This is a genomic window from Paenibacillus sp. FSL L8-0638 (genome assembly GCF_038593075.1).
Classification (GTDB): domain Bacteria; phylum Bacillota; class Bacilli; order Paenibacillales; family Paenibacillaceae; genus Paenibacillus; species Paenibacillus polymyxa_D.
In genome coordinates, this window is sequence record NZ_CP151960.1 from 5,324,438 (window position 1) to 5,350,565 (window position 26,128).

The window sequence follows — 26,128 nt, forward strand, 5'->3', positions numbered from 1 at the left end:
TTGATTTGTAGGACAATGTTTACCAGCCGGTAATCTTCCTAAATATATTTGCTGCCCCGTATACATCCGTAACATTAAAATCACTCAGGTTTAAGTTTAGCCCTCCATTGTATGTGAACCCTTTTTGAAACTTCCTTGGCGTTTTACCCGATATTCCAAAACCAGATTTCTCAATATAATTCTTTACGAACCATTCTTTAAGTCCCCGATCATCTTCTAAGCTGGAGTAAATGATTTGTAGATATTTTTGAAAATCCTCATCGGTAACATCAAGACTTTCAACACAAATTTGTATCATCTTTTGTCTGTTCAAATTATAATCTGCACTAAAATCCCCTAATAACTGTTTTACGTTTAGAAAGGATTCAGCAATAGGAGCTAATACGTTAGGTATATCAGGCACAATTTTAAAGCGGCTAGTTCCCAGTTTATTGTTTAGCTTATTAAAATCCTTCTGAATATCCTTGGATTCTTTATCTTTATTCCCATGTAGCGCTGCAATTCCATTACTTTTCCCAGAAGCGCCTCCTATGCTCATAGGGACGTCTATTGCAATGAAATGCTCCTGTATACATGCCAAAGCGAATCCTGAATAGACATCTGGAATAGTTCCTGCAAATACTGTCCCCGTGATTGTTTTCAGTTTATCAATCAAATCGCGATGAACCACCGCGTTGCAGTACAGCATAGGTAAGGAATTATACGGGATATTAAAATCCACAACATTGTTAATTATATCTTTGCTCTTAATTACCGTTCGATTAATGCTTCCTGTTATAGTCTTAGGAATATTAAAATAATTTTCAACACCATCAAGTTTTACATCAGGCCAGCCATAGAAGACGTAGTCCCACTTCAATATTTTCGTATCCAGGGTGTCTAAAAGAATATCTAAGGTACTAAGTGCATGAAGTAGTAAACCATCATCTGAACCCAGTACAATAATGTACTCTCCTTTTGCCTTTGAGATAGCAAAATTAAAATTTTCTGTCATTGCTAACTCTTGTTCGGTCCGAAAATATTTAATTTTATCATTATTGATACTGGCAACCAAATTACAAGTTGAGTCATTACTACTGTTGTCGCTTACCACGATTTCATAATTGTCAAATTCCTGATCAAGACAGGTTTTGAGGGTATATTCTAAAGTCATGTGATTATTTCTGGTTGGAATAACAATACTAAATTTTAGATGTTCCCGGAACATTGTAACCTTTTTGGCGTACTTTCTACTCTCTATAATTCGTCCTTCTTCTATTAAGGAGTTCGCCATATTATGATAAAGTGTCGGACTGCTGTTTAAAATATTGTTATTATGATTCAGAAGTTTATCGTATATCAAAATAGATTGATTGTAGTACCCATTCTCATAATAGTAATTACCGAGAATATAGTTATACTCGAATAAGTCCCCTTTTTCCAACTCACTTATCATATTTCTAAGTTCCCTAAACCACTTTGCAATATGAAGTAGCCTGCTCTTAAGAAGGTTACCCCGATCATTCCGGATCAAAAACTCTATTTCTGCTTTATCAATTTCTGTAAGTTTAGAATCATTTATAATCGTTTCTGCACATTCATTAATGCGATTTGCTTCTACTGAAGCAAAAATATAGTTTTTGAGAGTAGAAGCCGTCTGCAGTTCATCGTAAGCACGTTTGGCTAATCCGTAAAACTTGTCTGTCTCTGTCCCAGCAAATGTAAGCGCGTATAAAGATGATAGGGTAGGGTTTGGCTTATTCTTCAATAGCCCTTCATATCTCTCTCGAATTATTCCAATTTCAAGATTATCTGCACGCCCATTAATCATCAACAATAACTCTTTACTTTTAGAACTCCATGAATTCAGACTAAGAGATTTACCTGAGAATATATTATTTTCACGATCGTTCTCAGAGTTGTCGCCATTTTCAATTAAATAAACATTTTTATAAATCCCAAGTCTATTAACCAAGTATGATCCAGCATCGTTGGTCGTTATAATATTGGATTTCTCCAAGAGAACCGCATGATCTTCAATATTATTCTTTTCCTTTATATATAGAGTTTCCAACTCTTCTTCATCAGGACAATCATAAATAATTTTGAAGCTGCCCGTAAGTTTATTTAAAACTGCTGCGTGTGCTGGCAAACAACAAATAATTACTATTTCCTCATCGGATAGATCAATTAAACCTTGAATCATATCCAGATAGTTATCTGAGAGAAATCCGCCATTATGATAGACGGAAATAGGAATATGAACATTCAAAAAACCCAATCGACGCATATTATGTTGACTGTATTTCATCATTTCACTGGTTTCCAAGGTTGGTCTCTCTATAGAGACATCAATAAGCGGTTGAATATACTCCACTTGAAATGCTAATCTCGATAGGGATTGAGCAATCAACTGGGGCCTGTTCATAACCTCACTCCACTCTTGAGAGCCTAAAACGATGAATTTCTTTTCCGTTGTGTCATCCATCATTTTCAACTTCTTTATGGTACTTTTTATACTACTAATCTGTTGGAAATCATCAGTTATTTTCATGACCATCCAATAAAGATTAATTGCTGTACGAAACTCCCCCCTAACCTCGTAAAGATAACCTAGGTTGTATAAAATATCTTTGTTTTTATTATCTAAATCTACACCCTTCCATAGTAAATCCTCCGCTTCGTCATATTTCCCCTCTATAAATAGAATAATGGCTTTCATGCTCCATATATCAGCATCATAAGGGGCGAGGGTTTCAAATTGACGTATAAGATCTTTTGATTGTTCGATTTCTCCGTTGTTTATTAATAATTCTATATTCTCTTTAAATATTTTTTTTTGTTGCTCCATCTCTTTATTATTCGACATAAATTCATCTCCATCGGATCTTAATACTTGCCTTATACCATTGAAAATCCCTTGACCCAAGTAGCTAGAGGGAATTTACGCTTTATCTCTTCCTTTATCACACGCATACCCTGTACATTCTCACTGACTTCATACAGGTCATAGCACCTTTCATATGATGAGTAATCAGGCTTTATCTCCAGCAACTTGTTATAAAATAGTTGGGCATCTTGCAAATAACCCGATTTCAGGCAAATATCTCCTAGCAGACTAACTAAAGAAGAACTATTAGGTTTCTTTTCAAAACACTTCACAAGAATATCAATTGCCACCTCATGAAAACCGTAAGATGTCAAAACCTCACCTAATTTTTGTTTTATTCTGTCACTTTCGCTTGTTATTAACACCAAGGAAATACTCTCAAATATCTCAAACTCCTGTAAAACTATCAGATGAGAGATTACCTTTAGTATCATCTCCTCCAAATTAGTAGTCATTGACAGTTTGGTTAGATTTCCACCAAAAAGTATACTCTTGAACATTTTTCTTTCATTAACACTTAAATTTAAGATCATTTGAGCAGAATTATACAATCCTTCGTCCTGAAGGATAATTGCAAGAAGAACCACGTCCAATGCATTTTCTTGATCAAGAGGAACTTTACCCCAGTATTGTTTAGACTCCTCATATTTTTTATCAAAGAGGAGGGCAACCGCTTTGATTTTATCTTCAACAGTCAAATTATAAGTAATTAGATACTCATTAAGTAGGGGGTGACGTAATGAGTACATAGATTCCATAAGCCATCGTAACTCCTCAACATTCGATACATTGTATATATCATTTATATTGAATTTCACATCGTTGAAAGGAATATTACTTTTCAGTATGACATCAAAATAATGATTTAGTCCTGGGACAAAAAGCTTCTTATGTTGAATCACTTGTATGATCTCATCGTAACTCTTTGCCATTTCACCTTTTTTGTAATACAGCAGGGACAAATAATAGTGAGCCCCATACCCCCCTGCTCCCTCTGTAACTGTTATCCCCTTGTCACCCATGATTAAGCATTTACGAAATGCGAGTTCTGCATCTTTAAAATAACCAGCTTCGAAATAAATTTTACCTTGTGCATAACGCAAGTCCACTGTATTTGGGAATATCTCAACTGCATCTTCTAAAACTCTCAAACCTTCCTCATAGTTGCCTAAATAACTCAGGCATGTTGCTATTTTAGTTAAAAGTTCTGGAGTATAAGATTTATTTTTACTGAGTGGGTATGATCTTTGATAGAACTCTATCGCCTTTTTATAGTTACCCAGGGAGTAGTATACGTTTCCTGTGTTAAACAAATTGTAGCCATTTGGATTTTCAGCGACTTCTTTTAACATAATAGGCAGGTTTCTGGATAGCTTATCTTTTTCCGCCACAGTTTCATTCATATAACCAGTATGGAGAATAACAAACTCTGCCATTTCAGTTGAATACTCATAATTCTCGTTCATAGTATCTAGATGCTCGTGTAGACGATTTTTATATTTTAACTGTGGTTTATTTACAAACAATCGAATTGCAGTATGTGTATGCGCCCAACCAAAAGATAGCAAATTTCTGATTCTTGTTAAGTAATAATCCTTACCTGACTCGACAACTTTTTTTAAGTCCGCATCCGACTCCAAGTACTCATCTGCATCCAGAACAAGAATATAATCAGATTCAGCATATTCTAATGAATGATTACGGGCTGCTGCGAAATCATCGTCCCACTGATAGGAATATACTTTCTCTGTATATTTCCTCGCCATTTCCATCGTTGAATCTGTTGAGCCAGTATCTAATATAATGATTTCATCGACTTTGTTTACAACACTACTTAAACATCTATCTAATACTTTCTCTTCATTTTTGACGATCATGCACAAAGAAATAGTTTTGTTCATGGTAAAACTCCTTTTGTAGTAAGTGCCTTATACAACTTTTATCGGCTGTTTCTTAAGTCTTCATTAGCTTTGAAAAAGGAGTTCTCACTAACAAAAAAAGGAATCCCACTTATGGGACTCCTTTTTGACGCCAGTAAAAATTAACGAAGTAATTGCAGAACACCTTGAGGCTGTTGGTTAGCCTGAGCCAACATAGCTTGAGCAGCTTGTGCAAGAATGTTGTTCTTCGTTTGGTTCATCATTTCTTTTGCCATATCTACGTCGCGAATACGGGATTCAGCTGCAGACAGGTTTTCGGAAGAAGTATTCAGGTTGTTGATTGTGTGCTCCAGACGGTTTTGGTTCGCACCCAGTTTAGCACGCTCACCAGAAACTGTTTCGATTGCAGCGTTGATTGTGGAGATAGCTGCGTCGGCTGCAGTTTGAGTAGAGATATCGATACCGCTTGTAGCAGATTGTGCAACACCCAGAGTACTGGCATCCATAGAACCAATGGACAAGCTAATGTTTTGACCTGTGTTAGCACCAATGTGGAATACTACACCAGTAGCAGAACCATCCAACAATTTCTTAGTATTGAACTCAGTAGTGCTGGAGATTCTTGTGATCTCTTTGGAGAGTTCATCAACTTCTTTTTGAAGAGCGCCGCGGTCTATAGTAGTGTTAGTATCGTTAGCGGATTGAACAGACAATTCACGCATACGTTGAAGGATGCTGTGAGTTTCGTTCAATGCACCCTCAGCTGTTTGGATCAAGGAGATACCATCTTGAGCGTTCTTGGAAGCCATATCCAAACCACGAATTTGACCGCGCATTTTCTCGGAAATTGCCAGACCTGCAGCGTCGTCACCAGCGCGGTTGATACGCAGACCAGAAGACAATTTCTCGATAGCTTTGTTAGTGTTGCCTGTGTTGACAGCCAATTGACGGTGCGTGTTCATTGCAGCGATATTGTGATTGATAATCATTTTAAATTTCCTCCCTGAAGGTAAATGTCCCACATCCATGTGGTTTATTGTTGTTACAGCTATCCGTTGAAGTCGGCCGCCCCTCCGCAATAGCTTGTACTATATATATCGACATTCTCGTCGATCTTTTAATAGCATTTTAGGATTTTTTTTATTTTTCGTTATTTTTATTTATCATCTTGCGCAAAGCATCCAAATTTGACTGCGTATGGGCAGCAGATTCACGGTTAGATTCTTGAATGGATAAATAGATTTCCTTGCGAAAAATATCCATTTGTTTGGGCGCTGAAATCCCTATACGGACGGTGTCCCCCTCTACTCCAAGCACCGTGACCTCAATATGATCCTGAATGATAATAGACTCGCCTTTCTTACGCGAAAGTACCAGCATGATTATTCACCTTCCTTTGAACGGATGGTTTCGTCTTTCTTAATGGACTTCAGTGAATGCTTAGTCTGATACGAAGACTGGTGCAACACAACCTGCTTGGCTTGCCTATTATCGGGATTGAATACCAAAGGTGCCAATAGATTGATCGTCGAGTTCTCTACCTGCTCATGTAATGTTAATATGCTGCGTACGACTAAATTAGATTCAATCTTCAGTTCTTCCGTTTCACTATCAGGTAATTCAAACTCATAGTTAGGATAAAAAATAAAAGGGTCCACTAAGACAAAAGATAGTTCTTTCTGCTGAAGGGACTGGAGATAGTAAAAGGGTGCCTCATCATGATCAAGCAACACAAATTCGGTCGTCTCCTCAAATCCCGGAATTCCTTTTTCAAAACGATATACTTCTTTTTCATTAACTTCAATGTCACCCCAAATAGATGTGGATATAATCACTAATATTCCTCCAATATTTAATCAGATATATACATTTTATTATAAAAAAAAGGCTATAGACGGCTTGAACAACCTCTATAACCTTAACTTATTTTACATCGCGACATCAATTTCAGGTGGAATATAGGCCACTGATGGATACTGCTGCATATAAATCTCCAGTTCCCCCCGAGTATACTCAATTTCTGGACGATTAACGGTCACATGCATTTCCGATACAGCAGGTGTATAGGCAATATCAGGTGCACGCGTTTCAACATGAATATCGACATTATCCATAGATGCTGGACCCCTAAATTCAGGAAGCACATGCGTTTCAGTATCCTCTCCAAAAACATTGGCTATAGTATTCCCAGGAATGTAAATATCCGCCATTCGGTTACCTTGTTCAACTTTATGCGCAAGAGCTTGTAAAAAAATCTGTGGCACCCCTGAATAAATTCGATTATTCATCTCAAGGTAATTGCCACCGTTATAGGCAGAGAAGGCTGCACTTTGATCTATGGTCAGCTGTGGCTTATATTGGTGAATTTCCAGTTGAGCACGGCGTGTCGTTAATTCCATATCAGCCGAAGGCTGCCGAATCGAATACTGCCCAGGGTCTGCGTCAATATGCAGGATAGCCGGAGTTTGCCGGATCTGAAGTGTCGGAATGATGGCCATCTATCCACCTCCTTAGACTATCTTAAGAAATCAACTAATGATGCGGATATTATTTTCGCTCCCGCTGACAAAGAAGCATTATATATATTCTCTTGGATCTTGGAATTCATTAAAAGCTCAGCGTAATCCGCATCTTCCGTTTTTGATTGCAAATCCGTTAAGTTTACTTTCAGATCGCTCAAACGGCTTTGCATTAGCTCCACACGGTTGGATTTAGCTCCCATTTCCGACCGGACTTTCAGCATTTTATCCACACGTGAATCAATATTAGCTAGTTGATCCCCACTTGCTTTAATATCACCACTTGCCAAAGCTGCAGATAGCTGATTAAAAATAGTAAATAAATTATCGGCATCCGTGCTTGTTCCTACGACTTCATTACCTGTAACGTTAATGGGCAAAGCTACATTTTCACCCACTATAAAGTTAACATTTCCTGTATCCGTAGCAATGGATGCTGCTCCAGACGTATCATGCGTATTATCAGCATTCAAAGGGAGATCATAAGGCTTCTTGTCATAGGTCTGACCATTGAATATATATTTCCCGTTCAATTGGCTGTTCACAACATCAATCATTTGTTCCTTAAGCTGACCAATTTCTTTATTGATGCTGTCCAGCGCAGATTGTGGATTAGTTCCCGTAGAGGCCTGTACTGTAAGTTCACGTACTCTTTGCATGATTTGGCCTGCCTGATCCATGACCGTATCATTAAAATCAAGCCAAGACACTGCGCTGTCCACATTCCGTTGGTATTGTTCATTTGAAGACAATTCAGATCGGTACCTTAAGGAATACGTAATGCCTACAGGATCATCAGAGGGCTTGTTCAGCTTACGACCAGTCGACATCTGGTTCTGCGTATTATTCATACGCTCAGAATTTCGATTCAAATTCAGCAAAAGCTGTGAGCTTAGCATATTGTTAGTAACTCGCATAATTATATCCCTCCGTAATTAAATACCCTTGTATAAAACACAAGATATTTAATCCCCATTCTTATCTTCCCACTACACCTGTGGAGTTAATTAATTTATCCAATAATTGATCGAATGTGGTCATAAACCGAGCAGCGGCGCTGTAGGCATGCTGAAACTTGATCATATTGGACATTTCTTCATCCAGTGAAACACCACTCACAGACTGGCGCATAGTTTCAACCTGAGATACGAGGGCTGTTGAGTTTTGTGTCTGTCTTGTTGCCTCTTGAGCCTCTATACCCAACTGACCAATCATAGAACTGAAAAAGCTATCAATAGTAGCCTTGTTCCCTGTAGAAACAGAAGTGAAATTATTTAATTTCAAATTGGACATGAGGGATGCCAATGTATTATTGCCTTTAACCAATTCCTCAGTAGGAGCAGTGCCTGTTACACGAAGGGATGCTGCAATGGCGTTAGGATTATCTACTATAGCAGTATTTAACGTAATGTTGCCTGCCGTTATCGTCCCGCCATTATTTGAAGCTACAAAAAAAGGTTTACCTGCAACCATATTACCGTTAGCATCTTTTTCCTCTTGGGTATAACCCAATTGATGCAAACCATTAAGACCTTTAACCGTAACTGTTAAATCCGATTGAAGTGTGCGATTGGTCCCTGTATAAGTCACTCCGTTCAGTACAGTACCTTCTGGCAATACTGAGCCTTTGGGTAGCGTTACAGAAATATCACCGTTTGCCAATGTATTAGCGAGATTATCCATTTGTGCAGTATAATCTGCTACAAATTGATCTCTGGAAATGATCATTCCATGTACTTCGCCTCCTTGCAAATCATTGGAAGCAAAAGCAGCTTGTAAAAAAGCGCCGTTAATACCAGTAGTCGGTGCAAACCCAGTTACTAATGCTTGACCACCCATATTAACGTTGTAGCCTTGATCAGTATCAGTTACCGTTACATTAACGATCTTCGAAATTTTATCGACGATCAAATCACGCTGGTCACGTAGATCATTAGCGTTATCTCCCAAGCCTTCAATTTTAGTAATTGATTGATTCAGGTCCGCTATGGAGTTCACATAACTTTGTAGCTCGCTAGACTTAGCCTCCACATTTGAGGTTAAATCCGCAGATAGATTGCTTAACTGTTTACTCATATGATTCATTGCATCAGTCAACGCAAGCGCATTTTCTTTAACAATAGTTCGTGCGGTTACACTTTCTGGGTCTTTACTTAAATCAGACCAAGATTTATAAAAGTTATCCAAAACCTTGCGAATCCCTGTATCAGACGGCTCATTCATAATCTGTTGTAGCTTATCAAGTGTGTTACTTCTAATTGTCCAACTACCCAGCTCAGTATTTTCTCCGCGGTACTGACTGTCCAAGAACTTCTCACGAATGCGTTCAATAGCATCAAATTCAACACCTGTTCCCAACTGACCAGGCACATTAGAACGGTTAATACCATATGCCTCCATAGGTATAGAAGCTCTCATCTTAACCGTTTGCCGTGTATAGCCTTCTGTATTGGCATTAGCTATATTGTGTCCTGTTGTATTTAAAGCTGCCGTTTGTGTAAAAAGGCTTCTTTTAGCTGTTTCTATGGAATGAAATGTGGATGGCACTCTATTTTCCTCCTCGGATCAAGCCTTAGTGTCGAACAATCCAGGTCGTGCAGGTTGATTACTTTTCTGATCTGGATGCATATAAGTCATCTCCTGATTAGGACGACCTACAAGTAGATCTAACGAGTAATCAATAAACACCAACGATTGCTCGATGAGCTTTTGATTGATTGCATTAATTTCCTTTAATTCTGAGAGAGTGTGGGATAAGCGGCTCTGGACACTGAGGAGTTTGTTCTTATCTTCAGGATCAAAAACAAGGCGTGCCAGCTCGGTTATAGTCAAGTTAAGCTGAGACTTAATACCACGTTCACGAAGAAGCTCAAACGAAAACTCCATACGAGCTTCCTCTAGCTGTTCCACCTGTTTAAGGAGTCTGGATTCCTGATTCAAATGCTGAACCAGGCTATCCATATCATTTTCCATAACAATTTTTTTCTTACTTTTAGCTAATTCTAATAAGATAAGATGCTTTTGATCTAGCTGCTCCAGCACATCAATCAAACGCTCTAAAGGCATATTCCTTCACCTAGCTTTCGGAAGACTGCTTGAAGTAAGGTAACAGCTTATCTGCAATTTTATCGGCATCTACACGATAGGTTCCCGAAGCTACTTGTTGCTTAAGCTCCTGAATTTTCTTAACACGATCTGCATCACTGCTGCGGTTCAGCATTTCCATCGCTTCCGGAGAAATCGAGACCTCGTCCTTGCGGCGAGACTTCTTAAGCTCCTCTTGACGTCCTGTTTCAATATTTCGTTGGTATGGATTAATAGCTCCGATGCGGTTGGTCTCGTTAATTTTCATAACTTCCACCTTCCTTAGTTATTTGATATGGTCAGAATGTATCAGACGACATAGCGTCGAACATGGTTCGTATTATGCCTCACTTCTTTATTTTGTGCATGGTTGCTAAAAATAAAAAAACCGATAAGCTCTATAAAGATTATCGGCGGTATTTGAAACTTTTTGAATAGCTGAATGTGTTTTTAATTCCCCTGTACTACTTTCCACGAAGTTTATCAATCGCGCTGTAGGTACCTGAGCCCATATTATTACTTTGATCCTGATTACTACTTTCGGATACAGCCTGATGCAGGTCTTTAGTCAGACGTGTTCGACAAGAATCGCACATATGTCCTGCACGAATCGGTATCCCACATACCTCGCAAGGATACGTCATATTAGGTGCATTAGCAATGGAAATACGTCCCTCACGTATAAATGTCGTGATTTGCTTTACGGATACCTCAGTAGCCTCCGAAAGCTCATGCATATGAATGCCCTTATTTTCACGTATATGTTTGACACAGCGTTCGTATTCGATTTCAATTTCTTTAATACAGTTCTGGCAGATTCCCCTGACGTTCATAATAAACAGCTTTCCACAGCGAGGACAGTTATCCAAATTCATCCTCTGTAACGCCCCTTTCCAATTTCCGATCTTTAAATTACTTCTATCCTTACATTACCTTATAATGAAGAGCCTCGTCTAGCAAATATTTCAAAAAGGGATTTTCAGATTTTACACAATCGCACATCTTATAAGTTATCATAATAAGAGTATAAGAGAGAAAGATCCATCAGTGAAATTTTATTAACATCTATATGCATCAATATGCAATGACATAAAATAAAGAAGCTCATGGAAGCTAATGTTCAGCCTATTGCATGTGTCTATTTATCGTCAAACATTGCTCCCTACTTTAGATAGAAAATAAAATAAGCGCCATTCCAGTTATTTTCGGGAATAGCGCTTCATTAATACAATTAAAATAGCTATATGAATATGAGTAAATGTAGAAATTAATTATCAAGATGAGGGAAAAACCGGGCGAAACAATCCTCAGAAGAATTCATGTTCACCTGTGCCCCGAATGACATCAAGGAAATCCTGTAAATCCGGGGGAACGGCGCCCATACGAATGCTCCGCACATGGAGTGTGGGTATTCATAAATCTCATGGATCTAACATCATCTCAACTTATAACCTATCTGAAATCAAGCTAGATGCACCAATGGAAATTTACAGCCAAAAAAAACAAGCTATTTCACAAATAATTATTCAAAAAGCATTGTTTTAATAGAGGCCTTCCCGTATACTATAGTCAAACGCTTGGTTTAAAAAACACACTTCATTATACATTTATAATGATAATTATTTATTTGTTTTTGTTTGCGGCACTTGCAGTTCTTGACCTACTTTAACCAAGTTATTGATTTTAACCAGTTCTTCAACAGTCACACCGTATTTTTCAGCAATAGAAGTCAATGTGTCGCCCTCTTGAACATTTACTGTGATTGTATTTACAGTTGCTGGTGTTTCAGTTGTAGTCGTTGCTGGTTTTGTGGTTGTTGCTTGATTGTTGTTCTCAGTGGCTGGTTGAGCTGGTGTTGTAGTTGCTGCTTTTTCAGTAGTTTCAGTTTTGAAAAACTTAGCTTCAAATGCTTTTTGTGCTGCTTCTTGCTGCTCTCTCATGATTTGGTCTTCCAATTGTTGTTTTTCGTAATCGGAGCCAGATTTTGCCATTACTTGACCTGTTGCAAGTGGACTCAACAAAGATACTGCACCCAAACTTACTGCCAACATGCTAGATACTGCTACTTTTTTCATAACGTTTTTCATGATTTGTTCTCTCCTCTTTTTAACTTTAAATTTTAATTAACTGCTTTACTACTGAGCGAGACACTCCCAATGTCCGCTCTTTAGTCATTAGCTAATCACTTATTACCAATCATGTTAGCTATCAACAGATAGAAATTGTACTCCTCTTTTCCAAAAAAATCAACCTCTAAATTGAAATATTCTGTTTTCATCCCTCACTTCCTTACTTTTTGTTTGTCTCTATATTTTTATTATATACCTCTCTCTAGCTTGTTGTCAAATTCTGCTGATTGTACGCCTTAAAAGACTTTTTGCTCTATCATTTAACCCTTCTTTCAAGAGAATTATAACCTTTTTTCATAGTTTCAAGCGAAATTTCATGGGGAATACCAGATATTTAGACTTATGATCTTGCTAAGGTCAGGCAAAAAATAGTCAAATGTATTCCTTGCTCTAATGCCTTTTCTCTCAAAACACGTGCACACGCCTGCAATGTGCTCCCCGTTGTATAAATATCATCAACAAGCAAAACGGTAACGGAAAGCTTATTTTCCGTAACACATTGAGATTTAGCTTTTAAAATAAAAGACTTCAGCAAATTTGTCATATTGGGGTGAACAGAAAACGCATTATTCATTGTGTTCATGCGTTCCTTTTTTGATTTAAAGCTTTGTTTGCCTGTATCTTGTGGACGAGCAAGTAAAGATAGGAAGGGGAGCTTATTCCGCTTAGCAATCTCTTCTGCCAAGATCCGAGCCTGATTGAAGCCTCGCTCTGTCAGCCTCTTCTCACTTACCGGAACACAGGTCACTACATCCACACTCCACAAAGATCGCTTGAAACGAGAATGTTTAAGACCTGCAAACTCATACCTCATCGCCTGATAGGCTCGATTCATGATCTCACCCAGCAGGGAACCATACTTTTCATTCCCGCGATATTTGAACTGCCCGATCCATTCTCTCATCATTGGCGTATAGCTGGTTGCACTCCGATTGCACACATAGTAACGTACTAATCGGTCAAGCCTTACGCAATCCGGGCAAGACGTTGGACGTCCACAATAAACACAACGAATATCGTAAACCCAAGGAATTTGAAGTGAACAAGAAGTACAAATCCCGGGGAATTCGGAAAAACGACCTGTGAGAGTGCCGCAAGCCATACATGCTTGGGACTGGCGATGGAATAACCAATTCAAAAATAGACGGGTTGTTGGAATCATCCCCATATCAGAATGCACCTTTCTTGGTAGCTTACGTACCGACATTGTTTCAGGTTTCACATTTCCAAAAAAACTTTTTTTATTTAATGCATTTAGTGCTTCGCCTCCTTCAGGTATCCTCTTTTCCGAGCCAGTTCATTCATACGTTTAATCTGTCTAATTGCTCTTTTTTGACCTCGTGTCCATTGGGGGGATGTAAAAATAACAACTCCACATGGGTCATCCTTGGACCTGCCCGCGCGACCAGCCATTTGGACAAGAGAGGCTTCATCAAAAAGACTACTGTCCGCGTCTAATACGTACACATCACTCCGTGGAACAGTTACCCCTCGCTCCAAAATAGTCGTTGTAACCAGAACACGTATTTCAGTAGCTCGAAATAAGCGTACTTTAGCGGTTCTTTCTTCATCCTGTGAGGAGGTGCCCGCAATAGGTACATCAGGCAATTGTTTAATCAGCAGCTTCACAAGTCCCTGAATATGTGAGATTCGTGTTACAAACAGGAAAACCTGTGCCCCACGTTGTATGGATACGCGTAGGCGTTGAATAAAGGATGCGGGAAGCCGACCTTTTTGCAGCCATTGTTGCACTGAAGCAGTCCCCAAACGAAATGGGACAGGTAGAGGATGACGATGAAAACGAACGGGAACCTTGGCGTGTGGCAGCAGACCGCGTGCAGCCTCTTTCTGCAAGGATTGCGGTGGTGTAGCAGACAAATAGATAAACTTTCCCTTCGGCTTACATACTGCTCGTGCAGCAAAGGCAAGCATAGGATCATTGTGATAAGGAAACGCGTCAATCTCATCAATCACAACCAAATCAAAAGCTTGACGATAACGCAATAGCTGATGTGTCGTTGCCAGTGTCAGCTGTCCCCTTTGCCAGCGTTCTGCGCTTCCCCCATAGAGCGTCACCATGCTCACATCGGGAAAAGCAATGGCCAAACGAGGGGCTAACTCCAGTACCACGTCGCGGCGTGGTGTTGCCACAAGTGCCGTTCCTCTGTGGTCTAGCACATATTGCAAGAGCGGAAACATCATTTCCGTCTTGCCTGCGCCCGTTACGGCCCAGAGCAAAAAACGCTCTACCTTAGTACCAGGCACCTGCCGATCAGCGTTGTACCTCGCATCTTCGCCAGGTTTCAGCGAAGGCTGCCTGCTACGGGCAAGGTTGTTGCCCTGCGAAGCGGTAGCATCTGATGTCCGGCACGCAACCATGTCGCGTCGGAACAACGCCCGGAGTCCACGGCCTTCCGGGCGAAAATGTCCCCGCACTCCCCCGTGCGGTGTGGCTAAAAAGCGCAGCGCCGCTTCGGCGGCGGCACGCTGCGCTGGGCTTAGCCCCCAGCGGTCGAGTTCCGTCGCCGGGGCTATGCCTGCTGTGCACGGCAGCGCGGGTTTCGCTGCACCGCGCAGCAGCAGCGAGCATTCACGGCTGCGTCCAAGTGCGAGACATGTCTCGCAGTAGGCGCACGCCTTACGGCCGCACGATGCGCAGCTCGTGCGGTGCACTATCCCGCTGCCACAACGGTTGCAGCGGAGTTCATGCGTACGCGCGGCAGACCAGCGCGTGCGAGGTGCTGGATCGAGGCCAGTAGCAAAGCTGAGTCGGCCTTGCAGATATGCAAGTTGTGCAGCGGATCGCCAAGCACGCTCCAAACCTGGCGCTGCCTCTGCCAGTAGCGCTTCGACTTCTGGAACGAGTAACTGGCGTCCTGACAACAAATTAGCCAGCTCATTCGCTTGTCGTGTTAAACACTCCCTCTCCAATCCATCAATTCCCGTGATTAGACTCCTTTTTTGAATAGAACGTAAACCTCCCTTTGTTTCTCGTCTCTCATCCCCACTTTCTGTGCGAGAAGTCCAACCTTGTACATGATCCCAAATGCATATATTCTCTACTCCTCCAGATAAAATTCGTTCTCCGTCAAAAGGTTCAAGAGTCAGTTCACTTTTTAGCTGTGCGATAATATAAGCCCACCACTGCCGTTTCCCCCATCGCTCCATACCTACTAATTCCTTAAATGTTTCACACAGCTTTGTTCCCCAGGACAAGGGGAGCTCATCTTCTAATAACACCCACCTTTCGACAACATTCCCCTGCCCCTCATCTTGATTCATCCACCATGTCATATCTACTCGAATATCCACAGATAATCGGAGATTCCAATTCCCCTTATACCTCACTGCGTATACTGCAATTTTCACCTTCCCCTTCTCCCCCATTCATGACTTTTTGGGTTCTTATCACCCCAGAGAACAGCAAAAAAGCACACTTCTGTGGCTAATAGCCTGAAGTGTGCTTCACATCAAGTAGATCTCAACGATATCCCTGTTGTCTTGCCTATGCAACTGTTTATAAACATTTATATCTATATCCGATTTTGACCACGATGTCCACAATCCCCTGTCGCTAAGGAACAAGCGGAGCGTCCGCCAACGATTTGACTGTTCTAAGATCAATAACAACCTGCTTTTCACCGCCTGACTTCGGTAAAACCGGGTTCCCCGGTGAAAAACGACTTGAAATGACTGAAACATCCATATGACTATAGCGCACTAGCCGTGTCAGAATCGGTAGCGTATCATCCATAGATTCATCATCCAGTACCGTCACATGTAGCGGCCTCCGGTGCAGCCAGGCAAGTATGTTCAACGAACGCATCACCCATTCCACACGATCTCCGTCATTGGACGTAATCACAATATAGCGAATCGCGCGATGACCTGGAGATATCGCGCATGAATCTTCGCCATTGTAATAAGCCTGAACCGCCTGTCGTATATACATAAGATGCACGACAGCGGCCCCCACACCGTATATAAGCAATATCCAAACCAAGTGAGCCGTCACGAGGGTTCCACCTCCTCCTATAGCGACAATATATGCCGTATAACAGGAAGAGGTGTCACGGTTATGTACTGGGTTTCTGTATGAGCGGACATATCGCCCGGAGTGAAAGGCGGTACAGCATTCATATCTATTAGCAGCTGCATCGTCTAATGCATGAAAAAACTACACTTTACAGCGTAACCCATCCATATTTGATTGAGTTAATAACCGCTTGTGTACGGTCATCAACCTCCATTTTTTGCAAAATACTGCTGACATGGTTTTTGACCGTTTTCTCACTAATGAATAAATATTCACCGATCATCTTGTTGCTCTTACCTTCAGCCATCAGACGCAATACTTCAGCTTCACGACGGGTCAATGGATTATTTTCACCTGCGACAAACTTCACGCCGGCTTCCTTCGTATGACCTTCAGCCATAGCCCCTGTTTCATTCAAGTAGGTCATCCGGCGGAGTTGCTGAATGAGCTTACCTGTTACCTTCGGATGGATAAACGCATAGCCTTCATGAACCGAACGAATAGCATTAATGAGGGACTCGGCCTCCATATCCTTTAACAGATAACCATTGGCTCCCTTGCGCAACGTCTCAAATACATAGCTTTCATCATCATGAATGGATAAAATGATCACTTTGACATCCGGGAACATCTCACGCAGTTTTTCGGTTGCCTCTACACCATTTTCGATTGGCATATTAATGTCCATCAGAACAATATCCGGTTTCTCTACGTTACAGAATTCCAACACTTGAATACCATCGCCACATTCTCCGATGACCTCAATGTCGTCCTCCATATTCAAAATACGTTTAAGTCCTTCACGGAACAACTGATGATCGTCCGCTAAGAGAACTTTAATGGGTGCATTGCTAATTTCCTGATTTTCCATGTTGTTACTCCTTTCCCTTTTCCACGTTGGTTGGGATATGAATCACTATCTTGGTGCCTTGATTCTCAGCTGATTCGATCTCCATTCTCCCCTCGAGCAGTTCAACCCTTTCCCGCATACCAATCAGACCAAAATGCCCATGATCTTTGCTTTTTTGCTGAAAAAGCTCTGGCTTAAAGCCCAAACCATTATCCTGCACCACGATTTTTACAAGCTGCGCCTGATAGGTAATCTCAACAAGCACATAGGTAGGATAAGCATGCTTGGCAGCATTGGTCAAAGCTTCCTGGATCAGACGGTAAATGGCTGCTTCCATCGCGGAAGAGAGACGGTGTTCCTTGCCCCTTGTTTCAAAAAGCGATCTAATCTTCGTTTTTTCTTCAAAATCCTGCACATATTTCCGGAGCGTCGGAATAAGTCCCAGGTCATCCAGGGCCATAGGACGCAAATTGAAAATGACCTTTCGCATTTCCTCAAGACTGGAGCGAACCTGTTTCTTCAAGTCTACTATTTCGTCCTGAACCATCTTAAATTCCTGCTTGGCGATCATTCTTTCCACAATTTCCGTCCTAAGCACTAGATGCGCAAGGAGCTGCGCAGGTCCATCGTGAATTTCACGGGATATGCGTTTGCGCTCCTCTTCCTGAGCCAAAATAATTTTCAGACCAATAAACTGCCGGTTTTTAGCCGATTCGATGATCCGCGTCACTTGTCCCAATTCGCCCGACAAATATTCCAGCACGACTCCCATCTGCGAACCGATGGTTTCGGCGCGCTCGACAGAAGCCTCGACACTTTTGGCCCGCTTTTGAAGATCATCCCTTCTGGCTTTGAGATACATTTCCTTCTCGCGGAAAATCATCACATCGAGTTGTAGCTGTGTTGCCTTCTCATAAGCCTGCTTGATATCCTCTTCCGAATAACGAACGAAGTCACGGCTGACCTCAGTCAACCGAATGCGGGACCGCCGATAGTTCATTTCCAGCTGGTCCACCTTTTCGATCGTTTCTGCTGTTTCCTTCAAGACGCTCTGGAGCTCCTGATTTAACGTGACCAGCTCGGTCCGGGCCGTGTCCAATATTTCGAACATCTGATATTTGCTGTTCTCCATCACCTGGATGGCATTTTTAATGACTCGGTCTATGATATCGGCTTGAAAGTCCACAAATGTTCTACTCCAATCCTAGCATTTCAAGTATATATCATACCATATCATGATTGAAGGGTGATGGTCTTCGTTTCTTGTTCCCATTTTACAGTCATTCCTAACTGCTCAGACACGAGTCTCAACGGGACTAAAGTCCTACCCCCTAGCACAACGGGTGCAACATCAGTACTTTGACGCTTCCCGTTCAGAACAACTTCTTTTTTCCCTACGGTCAAATCCATCAGCACACCACCGCGCATAACGGTGATCCGTTGATCGCCCGCATTCCATTTTGCTTGTCCGCCAAATGCGTCCAGCACATACTTAATCGGAACATACGTTGAACCATCGCGAGTCATCGGAGCTGCATCAATTGTTGTAGGTGTTCCGTTTACTGTCATTGAGTTTTGTCCGATCGTCATTTGAGCTGTTCCCTTTTTAAGTCCTTCTGTGCCGACCGTTCCCGGTGTATTAAAAGAAATATTATCAAAAGCAACATTGCCTGTTTTAGCACGTTCGTCCTGACCTTCCGCCACATTGACCACATAAAGACGTTTCAGCTTCGCTGGATACGAAATATTCAAACCGCTCATATCTGCATTAATGGTTTTCCAACCGTTCCAGTCGATCACTTTAGCGAGATCAATATATGCTGTTTTGCCTTGGGCATCCTCTAGCTCCGCACGCAGCCAGTTCAGACTCTTATCCCCTCTGACATCAATTGAGATGGAAGTAGCCGCCTGTTCAAGCGTTTTCCCGGACGTGCCGTTCAATTGGGCGTAAGCATACATTTTACCACTGCCATTTGTCATATCGTAGTTCAGTTCCAGCACTTTGGAATTGGCATGGTCGCCATCTCCTTGTACAACAGCCACTGTGCCGGTAACACCTTCCACATTCGAAGTAAAGTCAACCGGATACGAAACATTTTCGAAGTTCTCCCAATTGTTTGTACTTGCTCCGCCAGCAGACAAGAAGACGACAGCGCTGAAACCATCATAGCGACCGATGGCATAGCCCGTTTTCACGCCTGCATCCACCGTATTTACTGTAAGTTGATTGTCCTTAACGCTTCCCTTAAAGCCAATGAACTCCCATTTGAGCGCATCTGACGTAATGCTGACACTCTGTCCATCTTTTGTCTTTGCCGTTACCGGTACAGCGATTTTAGCTCCAGCGGTAAGCGAGCCAGTTCCACTTCCTGCGGTGAGTGATGAAATTTCATCTGCTCCAAGCACGGTGACCTTAGTTGTAGCGCTGGCTGAGCCACTGGATGCCGTTAAAGTAGCCGTTCCCGGTTTGGCTCCCTTCACAACGCCGCCGCTCACTGACACAACAGCCGGGTTGCTGGACTTCCACGTCACTTGTACTTTTGAGGTATCGAATGGATTGTAGTAGTTGTCATAGCCTTTGAAGGAATAGCTTCCGGTCTGACCAATCAGCAGCGTTTTATTGCCCTTGATGGTGAAACCTTTAAGCGTTCCTTTAGGAGCATTGGTATATACCCCCACTCCATTTACGATACTACGTTGCTCTGTACCATATTCCGTATTGAACGTAAGTCCCGCTGTCGTATCTCCCAAATCACGAGTCACCATGGTCGTAGAACCGCCCCCATCGAGGTTCATACCCTTCCAGACGCCAATATCTTTCATCAGCGTTTGCAGCTCGCTCAGGGATACACCAACACTGTTCCCATTCTTCTCAACGGCAATGACATAAGCGTAACGCTTGTCACGGGAATATCCCAAAGCTGTACGCGCACGCGTCCCGCCTATGCTTGTTGTGCTCCGGGAAAAAGAGGTTTTCTGACCGTCATTTACTAATATGGTATGTCCACCAATCATCATCTGAAGGTTGGAAGGATCTACTTCACTCCCTGTCGATTTAACACGAAGGCGATAGCTCGTTTCTACGGTCTGTCCCACGGTCAGATGCGCTTTGGCATAATCAGCCGCTTTACCGTGAGTACGTAAAATATAGCCATCCTGCGGAACGGTCATATTCAATGTAGCATTGTCGGAGACTTGCGTAACCACACCATTTTGTACCAATACCTCGGTAGGCGTTGTCGAACTGTTTTTGGGCCGCTCAATTGCTTTCCAAGCAGATGTATAAATATACATAGCATTAGAGTGACTATAACTGCCCCCACTCGTCTCAGGCGAATACGAAGCCTTGTTCATCCCCGCCAAAGAGAAAGACGACCCGTCTCCAGCTTTTACTGTTCCTTCAAAAGTAAACTGCTCCACCATCGGAGAACCATCTTTGGTTACAGCAAAGGCATACATGCCCGTTAAATCAGATGGAGTAGACATCAACACACCCTTGGATACTTGTCCACCGATCGGAGCTCCCTCGCTTGAGGTATTAAAATAATCCCCGTTTACACCAGCAACCGCTCCAGTCTCTTTTGCCATGCCGCCTGTGCTCTGCCGGGTCGTAAACTGTCCATTCTTCCCCGTCATGACATCCAGCTTAACGTACGGGTTTTGCAAGTCTACTCGAATGATATCAGCCAGCGCTGTTCCTTTGGAGCCTTTAAAACGATATTTCAATAATGTTGCACCCGAAGTAATGATCTCTTCTCCCAATTTTACAGTTGAACCAGAGGCTGCACTTGCGATTGGAGCAGACATCCAGCCATTCAAGGGGATTAGAGCCCCAGTTCCAGCAACCGGACCGACCCATAATACCCCTGCCAGTGTTAACACGGCCCATCTTTTAGCGATTCCTCTGCCATTAACTTTCACTTCACTCTGTTTCTTATTACTTAAAAACATTTGGATAATAGCTCCCATCTTCAGTGTATTCAAACGGATTTATTCCGCACGTGTACTCTATCAATAAACAAAAAAATCCTCTTATGTTAATAGACTTATTATATAGGCAAAAGTTACGAAAATCCCGTCAACTAATTCATAAAATCTAAAACGATGAATTGACGAATGCAATATCGGCGCACTATAATACATTTGAACTTATTAGTTCAAATAATACTGATTAGTTCACAAGTCCAATTATGACCCTATCGGAAGGATTGATAATCATGAATAAACAACGGGCCATCATCATACTCACTTTATCCCTGTGCATCGCAATCGCCGGATGTTCTACAGAAAAAAAAGATGCCGCTCTAGGTTCATCTGCACAGCCAACCGTTGTGCGCACCGCAATCGTCAAATCCACGCCACTTCATGCGGCCTATAACTTGTCAGGCACTCTTCAGGCTTATGAGGAGAACACACTGGCTTTCCAAAATGGAGGCACTGTAGCCAGTGCATATCTCACTGTCGGTACTGCTGTACAGAAGGGCGCCGTTATTGCTAGTCTGGATGATACTGACTACAAGCTTCAGGTGGCACAGGCGACAGCCTCCATTTTGGAGGCACAGGCTGGTATTGATAACGCACAGGCTAATTTACAGGCTGCTACCTCCGCGATTCAATCCGCCGATGCCGGCATTACAGGAGCTCGCGCGAATGTTAACAAGGTCAATAAAGGCGCACGTGCTCAAGAGAAACAACAAGCGCAAGCTACTGTAGATAAGGCACAAAGCGCTTATAACAAGGCCAAGACGGATAGCGAGCGTACACAGAAGCTGTTTGAGGCAGGCGCTGCTACCGCATCAGATAATGAAAATGCTCGCCTGAATGCTACCGCAGCCCTGAAAGACCTGGAACAAGCCAAGGAATCCCTGTCCCTTTTGCTGGAAGGGGCCACAGCCGAAGATCATCAATCCGCCCAAGCTTCCTTTCAAGATGCGCTTGCAGGTAAAAGCAAAGCCCTAGCGGCCAGTGAACAGGCTGCGGCTTCCCAAAAACAAGCTCATGCCAACTACGAAAAAGCCCTTGTTGCCAAGGGGCAGGCAGAACTTGCACTTTCACGCACACGTCTAATCTCTCCTGTGAACGGTGTAATCTTAGACAAAATCGTGAATACAGGTGATTTGGTCGCGTCAGGGCAAGCCGTCTATCGCATAGGCTCCATCGACCGCCTCAAAGTACTACTTCCTGTACCAGACAGTGAAATTAAGGATTGGAAAAAGGGTCAACAAGTAGAAGTTGCGCTCTATGAAGAGACCCGTCAAGGTACGGTGTCTAACGTCTATCCTTCAACCAGCACCGACACAGGAAGGGTTAACGTAGAGATTGTTATAAACAATCCACAGCGAGACTGGTTACCCGGTCAGGTCATTAAAGCTGCTCAACAGGTGACCGACAAGAATGGGATTCTCGTTCCTGCCGAAGCAGTCATTAACACGGGAAGCAAGCCTTTTATTTTCAAAGACATTCAAGGAAAAGCTGTTAAAACCCCTGTGGAGCTTGGTAATCAGGTTGTAGATAATCAGTTGCAAATCGTATCGGGACTTCGTGAAGGCGAACGTATTATCGTTAAAGGGGCAGAAAACCTGTTTGATGGAAATGCGATTCAGTCGGAGGAAGGCGGACGCCCATGATTGAGTACATCGTAAAAAAACGAAAAATTACATTGCTGTTTTTTGTCATGCTGATTTTGGTCGGAATCTTCGGCTTTTTCCAGTTACCACAGCAGGAAATGCCGGATGTCACCATACAGAATGCTATGGTAACAACAGTCTACCCTGGTGCTTCACCACAAAAAGTAGAACAAACCGTAACTAAAGAGCTGGAGAAACGCATTAAGGAAGTTGAAGGTGTTAAAACGATTAGTTCGACTTCTGGTAACGGATTCTCCTCTATTTTAATCGAATCCAAAAACGGAGTTAATCCTCAAACGGTTTGGGATGATATGCGTAAAAAAGTGCAAGATGCACAAGCTGATCTTCCTCAAGGCGTTGAAGTACCTGTTGTAAATGACAAACTAACCAGCTCTTTTATCGGCTCCTATGCCCTGACGGCTGACTCTTCCGCACCGCTGTATAAACTAAATGATTTAACAACGACTTGGAAAGATCAGCTCAATACCATTTCTGGCGTATCTAGCGTCAAATTCAATGGTCTCCCTGATCAAGAAGTACGTGTCCATATTGACAATCAGAAACTTCAGCAATACCAGCTTTCGTGGGGACAAGTGGCTCAAGCGGTTCAGGCTCAAATTGATCGGGTCCCTACTGGTAATATTGAATACAACGGACGTACCTATCAACTTATTGTTCGCGAGACCGAAAAAGCTGATGAATTGAATCAGGTCCTTTTGACACGCACCAAAGAGGGTAATCCTGTTTATTTGAGAGATGTCGGCACAACGGAGCTGGCCCATCCTAATACAGAATACTTTGCCTATGTAGAGGGTAAACCGGCCATTACGCTAAGTATTGGAGCAGAAACAGGCACAGACATCCCTTCTATGAGCGAAAAGGTCAATACCAAGCTCAAAGAACTGGAGAAAACACTTCCCGCAGGTGTTCACTTTCAAACTCTTTTTGCACAAAAGGATCAGGTAAGCCATATCTTTGACGACTTAAAGCGTGAAACGATTCTTGCGATTGTGGCCGTTATTCTCGTTTGTATGTTGGGGCTGAATTTGCTCACCTCTGCATTTGTTGCACTGGCCATTCCTATTTCGGTTTCGATTGCCATTATCTTTTTGCCTATGTTCGGCATCACTCTAAATCAGATTTCCGTTGTCGGTCTGATCATCGTACTCGGCATACTCGTGGATGATGCCGTAGTTGTAAATGATAATATTGAGCGTAGACTTACGGAATTAGGAGAATCACCCTCAGTCGCAGCTGTAAAAGGTACCAAAGAGGTCATGCTTTCTATTTTGGTTGCAACTCTGGCTACCATCTCAGCTTTCGCGCCATTGTTGTTTCTTCCTGGAAATGTAGGTGCCTTTATTAAACCTATTCCTGCTATTGTCTCCCTGACCATGCTTGCCTCTATGATCATGTCGCTCACCATCATCCCTATTTTTCGAGAATGGTATGAGAAGCGCAGACAGGCTCGTCACCCTCAGGGTAAATCTAAACCAGCAGGCTTGCTCGGCCAGCAGATTCATTCTTTAAACAAGCTCTATTCACAAAAACTGATGCCTAAGGTCATTCAGCGTCCCTTGTTGACAGCCATGGTCGGACTCATGCTTGGAACAGCCGCCTATGGATTAGTTCCCTTTACCTCAGTTGAACTTTTTCCTGAGTCGGAAGATCCTCATGTTGCACTAAATGTAAAAATGCCTGTAGGCACTTCAATTGCGGAAACCAACCAGGTCGTTAAAGACCTTGCAGGCTGGGTGAAAAAGCAACCTGAAACTTCCAAGGTCGTCTACAGCACTGGAGGGACTGCCCCACAACTGTTTAGTGACATTAATAGTTCGGGTGGAAATATTAGTTATAACGAAACGGTGGGGCAGATTGCTGTCGTCGGCAAAGAAAACGTATTCGATCTCAATACGACAGTTGATGCTTGGGAACAACATGTTAAGAAATCCTACCCTGGAGTTACAGTTACGATGTATGTTCCTCGTCTCGGGATTCCAGTGGGTAAGCCCGTTTCTATTCGTATCTCAGGTCAGGATCTGAATGAACTGCAAACTCTTGCCCAAAAGGCAAAGGAGCAGATCGCGACAGTAGAGGGCACAACAGGCATCGTTGATGATATAGGAATTGAACGATATGCACTGGAGCTTGAGGTCAACAAACAAGCGATGGATCAATACCTGGTAAGTTACACAGATTTGACTCGCACCCTGCTTCTATTAAAAGAAGGAGCCCAAGTCAGCCAATTTGATACTGGAAACAGTCTGGTGGATATTAAAATGTATTTGAATCACAGCGACGAGGAGCCAAGTAAGCTTTTCCAACAATTAAGTGTAGTTAATGCAGCTGGTAAGCAAATTCCATTAAACCAGCTTGTCCAGATTAAGCCGTCATTTGCTATTCAGCAAATCAAGCATTACAATATGGAGCGGACGATTACGGTGGAAGCCGATTTGAACGGACGAACTGCAAGCGAAGCGATGGTTGATGTTGAAAGTAAGCTGGCGCAAATGAAGTTCCCAGAAGGCTACAAATGGGAGGTTGGTGGGGAAACCTCTGACCAATCGACCATATTCAAGGACTTAGGACAGCTGGCTATCGTTGTAGTCTTGCTCATTTTACTCTTGATTACTATGCAATTTTATTCTCTCTCCATTCCTATTATTATTATGACGACCGTGTACCTGGCAGCAGCCGGCGGGATTATTGGTATTTTCTTGACTGATATGCCTATCGGTTTTATGAGCATCATGGGAATCATTGCACTCGCGGGCATTGTTGTGCGGAATGGGATTGTGTTAATTGAATTTATCGAGGATGCACGACATGAAGGAATGGAATTGAAGGAAGCCGTAATACAGGCGGCCGCCGCTCGCTTCAGACCGATTTTATTGACATCCTTGGCCGCCATTGTAGGTATGATTCCGTTGGCACTATTGGGAAGCCTGCTCTTTAAGCCACTGGCGTTTACCGTCATTTTCGGTTTGTTATTCTCGACCTTGTTAACCTTGTTTGTCGTGCCGTCCTTGTATATGATCATGGCCAAATACAAGATGCGCCGTCAACTCAAAAGACAGCAGCACACAGTTATCACACGTGGACAACCTTTGTGATGTATGAAGTGAATTCGCATA

Annotated in this window: 21 protein-coding genes; 3 read left to right on the forward strand and 18 right to left on the reverse strand. The window is 42.4% G+C overall.

Going from position 1 to position 26,128, the window contains the following annotated elements; translation table 11 throughout:
- Positions 1 to 19: 19 nt before the first annotated feature.
- The 11 genes from MKY35_RS23715 to MKY35_RS23765 form a co-directional block, all read right to left on the reverse strand.
- Positions 20 to 2,908, reverse strand: coding sequence for a glycosyltransferase (locus MKY35_RS23715; protein ID WP_342444971.1), 2,889 nt, complete (start codon positions 2,906 to 2,908; stop codon positions 20 to 22).
- Positions 2,881 to 4,770: a glycosyltransferase gene (locus tag MKY35_RS23720; RefSeq protein ID WP_342444972.1), complete on the reverse strand. Its 1,890-nt coding sequence runs from the start codon at positions 4,768 to 4,770 to the stop codon at positions 2,881 to 2,883. Before MKY35_RS23720 ends, MKY35_RS23715 begins: the two co-directional genes overlap by 28 nt.
- Positions 4,771 to 4,910: 140 nt before the next feature.
- Positions 4,911 to 5,738, reverse strand: a complete 828-nt coding sequence (gene hag, locus MKY35_RS23725) for a flagellin Hag (RefSeq protein WP_340957078.1) — start codon at positions 5,736 to 5,738, stop codon at positions 4,911 to 4,913.
- A 151-nt stretch (positions 5,739 to 5,889) separates the two neighbouring features.
- Entirely contained in the window at positions 5,890 to 6,129 is a 240-nt protein-coding gene (gene csrA / locus MKY35_RS23730) for a carbon storage regulator CsrA (protein ID WP_029514583.1), read from the reverse strand.
- 2 nt (positions 6,130 to 6,131) lie between these two features.
- Positions 6,132 to 6,584: a flagellar assembly protein FliW gene (gene fliW, locus MKY35_RS23735; protein WP_342444973.1), complete on the reverse strand. Its 453-nt coding sequence runs from the start codon at positions 6,582 to 6,584 to the stop codon at positions 6,132 to 6,134.
- A 93-nt stretch (positions 6,585 to 6,677) separates the two neighbouring features.
- Positions 6,678 to 7,247, reverse strand: a complete 570-nt coding sequence (locus MKY35_RS23740) for a DUF6470 family protein (RefSeq protein WP_342444974.1) — start codon at positions 7,245 to 7,247, stop codon at positions 6,678 to 6,680.
- 17 nt (positions 7,248 to 7,264) lie between these two features.
- Entirely contained in the window at positions 7,265 to 8,185 is a 921-nt protein-coding gene (gene flgL, locus MKY35_RS23745; RefSeq protein ID WP_342444975.1) for a flagellar hook-associated protein FlgL, read from the reverse strand.
- Between the two features lie 61 nt (positions 8,186 to 8,246).
- Positions 8,247 to 9,815, reverse strand: coding sequence for a flagellar hook-associated protein FlgK (gene flgK, locus MKY35_RS23750; RefSeq protein WP_342444976.1), 1,569 nt, complete (start codon positions 9,813 to 9,815; stop codon positions 8,247 to 8,249).
- 18 nt (positions 9,816 to 9,833) lie between these two features.
- Positions 9,834 to 10,334: a flagellar protein FlgN gene (locus MKY35_RS23755; protein WP_029514588.1), complete on the reverse strand. Its 501-nt coding sequence runs from the start codon at positions 10,332 to 10,334 to the stop codon at positions 9,834 to 9,836.
- Between the two features lie 10 nt (positions 10,335 to 10,344).
- Positions 10,345 to 10,620 (reverse strand): flagellar biosynthesis anti-sigma factor FlgM, encoded by a 276-nt coding sequence (gene flgM / locus MKY35_RS23760; RefSeq protein ID WP_029514589.1) that lies wholly within the window; start codon positions 10,618 to 10,620, stop codon positions 10,345 to 10,347.
- 196 nt (positions 10,621 to 10,816) lie between these two features.
- Positions 10,817 to 11,227, reverse strand: a complete 411-nt coding sequence (locus MKY35_RS23765; protein ID WP_029514590.1) for a TIGR03826 family flagellar region protein — start codon at positions 11,225 to 11,227, stop codon at positions 10,817 to 10,819.
- A 529-nt stretch (positions 11,228 to 11,756) separates the two neighbouring features.
- Between MKY35_RS23765 and MKY35_RS23770 the strand changes: the two genes are divergently transcribed.
- On the forward strand, positions 11,757 to 11,897 hold the full coding sequence (locus tag MKY35_RS23770; protein WP_342444977.1) for a hypothetical protein: 141 nt from the start codon (positions 11,757 to 11,759) through the stop codon (positions 11,895 to 11,897).
- Positions 11,898 to 11,971: 74 nt separating this feature from the next.
- Here the strand turns inward: MKY35_RS23770 and MKY35_RS23775 are convergent, their stop codons facing one another.
- The 7 genes from MKY35_RS23775 to MKY35_RS23805 all read right to left on the reverse strand — a co-directional run bounded on the left by MKY35_RS23775 (position 11,972) and on the right by MKY35_RS23805 (position 21,318).
- Complete coding sequence (locus MKY35_RS23775) at positions 11,972 to 12,439, reverse strand: LysM domain-containing protein (RefSeq protein ID WP_342444978.1); 468 nt, start codon at positions 12,437 to 12,439, stop codon at positions 11,972 to 11,974.
- 382 nt (positions 12,440 to 12,821) lie between these two features.
- Positions 12,822 to 13,388 (reverse strand): ComF family protein, encoded by a 567-nt coding sequence (locus tag MKY35_RS23780; RefSeq protein WP_039271511.1) that lies wholly within the window; start codon positions 13,386 to 13,388, stop codon positions 12,822 to 12,824.
- 347 nt (positions 13,389 to 13,735) lie between these two features.
- Complete coding sequence (locus MKY35_RS23785; protein ID WP_342444979.1) at positions 13,736 to 15,850, reverse strand: helicase-related protein; 2,115 nt, start codon at positions 15,848 to 15,850, stop codon at positions 13,736 to 13,738.
- A gap of 205 nt (positions 15,851 to 16,055) precedes the next feature.
- Positions 16,056 to 16,496, reverse strand: coding sequence for a hypothetical protein (locus MKY35_RS23790; RefSeq protein ID WP_342444980.1), 441 nt, complete (start codon positions 16,494 to 16,496; stop codon positions 16,056 to 16,058).
- Between the two features lie 169 nt (positions 16,497 to 16,665).
- A complete protein-coding gene (locus tag MKY35_RS23795) occupies positions 16,666 to 17,388 on the reverse strand; it encodes a response regulator transcription factor (RefSeq protein ID WP_007432713.1) in 723 nt (240 codons plus the stop codon).
- Positions 17,389 to 17,392: 4 nt separating this feature from the next.
- A complete protein-coding gene (locus MKY35_RS23800; RefSeq protein WP_013312293.1) occupies positions 17,393 to 18,553 on the reverse strand; it encodes a sensor histidine kinase in 1,161 nt (386 codons plus the stop codon).
- Positions 18,554 to 18,600: 47 nt separating this feature from the next.
- Positions 18,601 to 21,318, reverse strand: coding sequence for a stalk domain-containing protein (locus MKY35_RS23805; RefSeq protein ID WP_342446699.1), 2,718 nt, complete (start codon positions 21,316 to 21,318; stop codon positions 18,601 to 18,603).
- 266 nt (positions 21,319 to 21,584) lie between these two features.
- Between MKY35_RS23805 and MKY35_RS23810 the strand changes: the two genes are divergently transcribed.
- Together MKY35_RS23810 and MKY35_RS23815 are read left to right on the forward strand one after the other, a co-directional pair.
- Positions 21,585 to 22,994, forward strand: coding sequence for an efflux RND transporter periplasmic adaptor subunit (locus MKY35_RS23810; RefSeq protein WP_342444981.1), 1,410 nt, complete (start codon positions 21,585 to 21,587; stop codon positions 22,992 to 22,994).
- The gene (locus MKY35_RS23815; RefSeq protein ID WP_342444982.1) at positions 22,991 to 26,107 is read left to right on the forward strand and encodes an efflux RND transporter permease subunit; all 3,117 of its coding nucleotides are present in this window, start codon (positions 22,991 to 22,993) and stop codon (positions 26,105 to 26,107) included. Before MKY35_RS23810 ends, MKY35_RS23815 begins: the two co-directional genes overlap by 4 nt.
- Positions 26,108 to 26,128: the final 21 nt, after the last annotated feature.

Excerpts from the sequence above, each read along its gene's own strand:
- MKY35_RS23765 (WP_029514590.1), bottom strand. The coding sequence starts at position 11,227 with ATGAATTTGGATAACTGTCCTCGCTGTGGAAAGCTGTTTATTATGAAC.
- csrA (WP_029514583.1), bottom strand. The coding sequence starts at position 6,129 with ATGCTGGTACTTTCGCGTAAGAAAGGCGAGTCTATTATCATTCAGGAT.
- MKY35_RS23740 (WP_342444974.1), bottom strand. The coding sequence starts at position 7,247 with ATGGCCATCATTCCGACACTTCAGATCCGGCAAACTCCGGCTATCCTG.
- MKY35_RS23780 (WP_039271511.1), bottom strand. The coding sequence starts at position 13,388 with ATGATGAGAGAATGGATCGGGCAGTTCAAATATCGCGGGAATGAAAAG.
- MKY35_RS23805 (WP_342446699.1), bottom strand. The coding sequence starts at position 21,318 with ATGTTTTTAAGTAATAAGAAACAGAGTGAAGTGAAAGTTAATGGCAGA.
- MKY35_RS23810 (WP_342444981.1), top strand. The coding sequence starts at position 21,585 with ATGAATAAACAACGGGCCATCATCATACTCACTTTATCCCTGTGCATC.
- MKY35_RS23815 (WP_342444982.1), top strand. The coding sequence starts at position 22,991 with ATGATTGAGTACATCGTAAAAAAACGAAAAATTACATTGCTGTTTTTT.
- MKY35_RS23775 (WP_342444978.1), bottom strand. The coding sequence starts at position 12,439 with ATGAAAAACGTTATGAAAAAAGTAGCAGTATCTAGCATGTTGGCAGTA.
- MKY35_RS23755 (WP_029514588.1), bottom strand. The coding sequence starts at position 10,334 with ATGCCTTTAGAGCGTTTGATTGATGTGCTGGAGCAGCTAGATCAAAAG.
- flgL (WP_342444975.1), bottom strand. The coding sequence starts at position 8,185 with ATGCGAGTTACTAACAATATGCTAAGCTCACAGCTTTTGCTGAATTTG.
- MKY35_RS23795 (WP_007432713.1), bottom strand. The coding sequence starts at position 17,388 with ATGGAAAATCAGGAAATTAGCAATGCACCCATTAAAGTTCTCTTAGCG.
- flgM (WP_029514589.1), bottom strand. The coding sequence starts at position 10,620 with ATGAAAATTAACGAGACCAACCGCATCGGAGCTATTAATCCATACCAA.
- MKY35_RS23720 (WP_342444972.1), bottom strand. The coding sequence starts at position 4,770 with ATGAACAAAACTATTTCTTTGTGCATGATCGTCAAAAATGAAGAGAAA.
- hag (WP_340957078.1), bottom strand. The coding sequence starts at position 5,738 with ATGATTATCAATCACAATATCGCTGCAATGAACACGCACCGTCAATTG.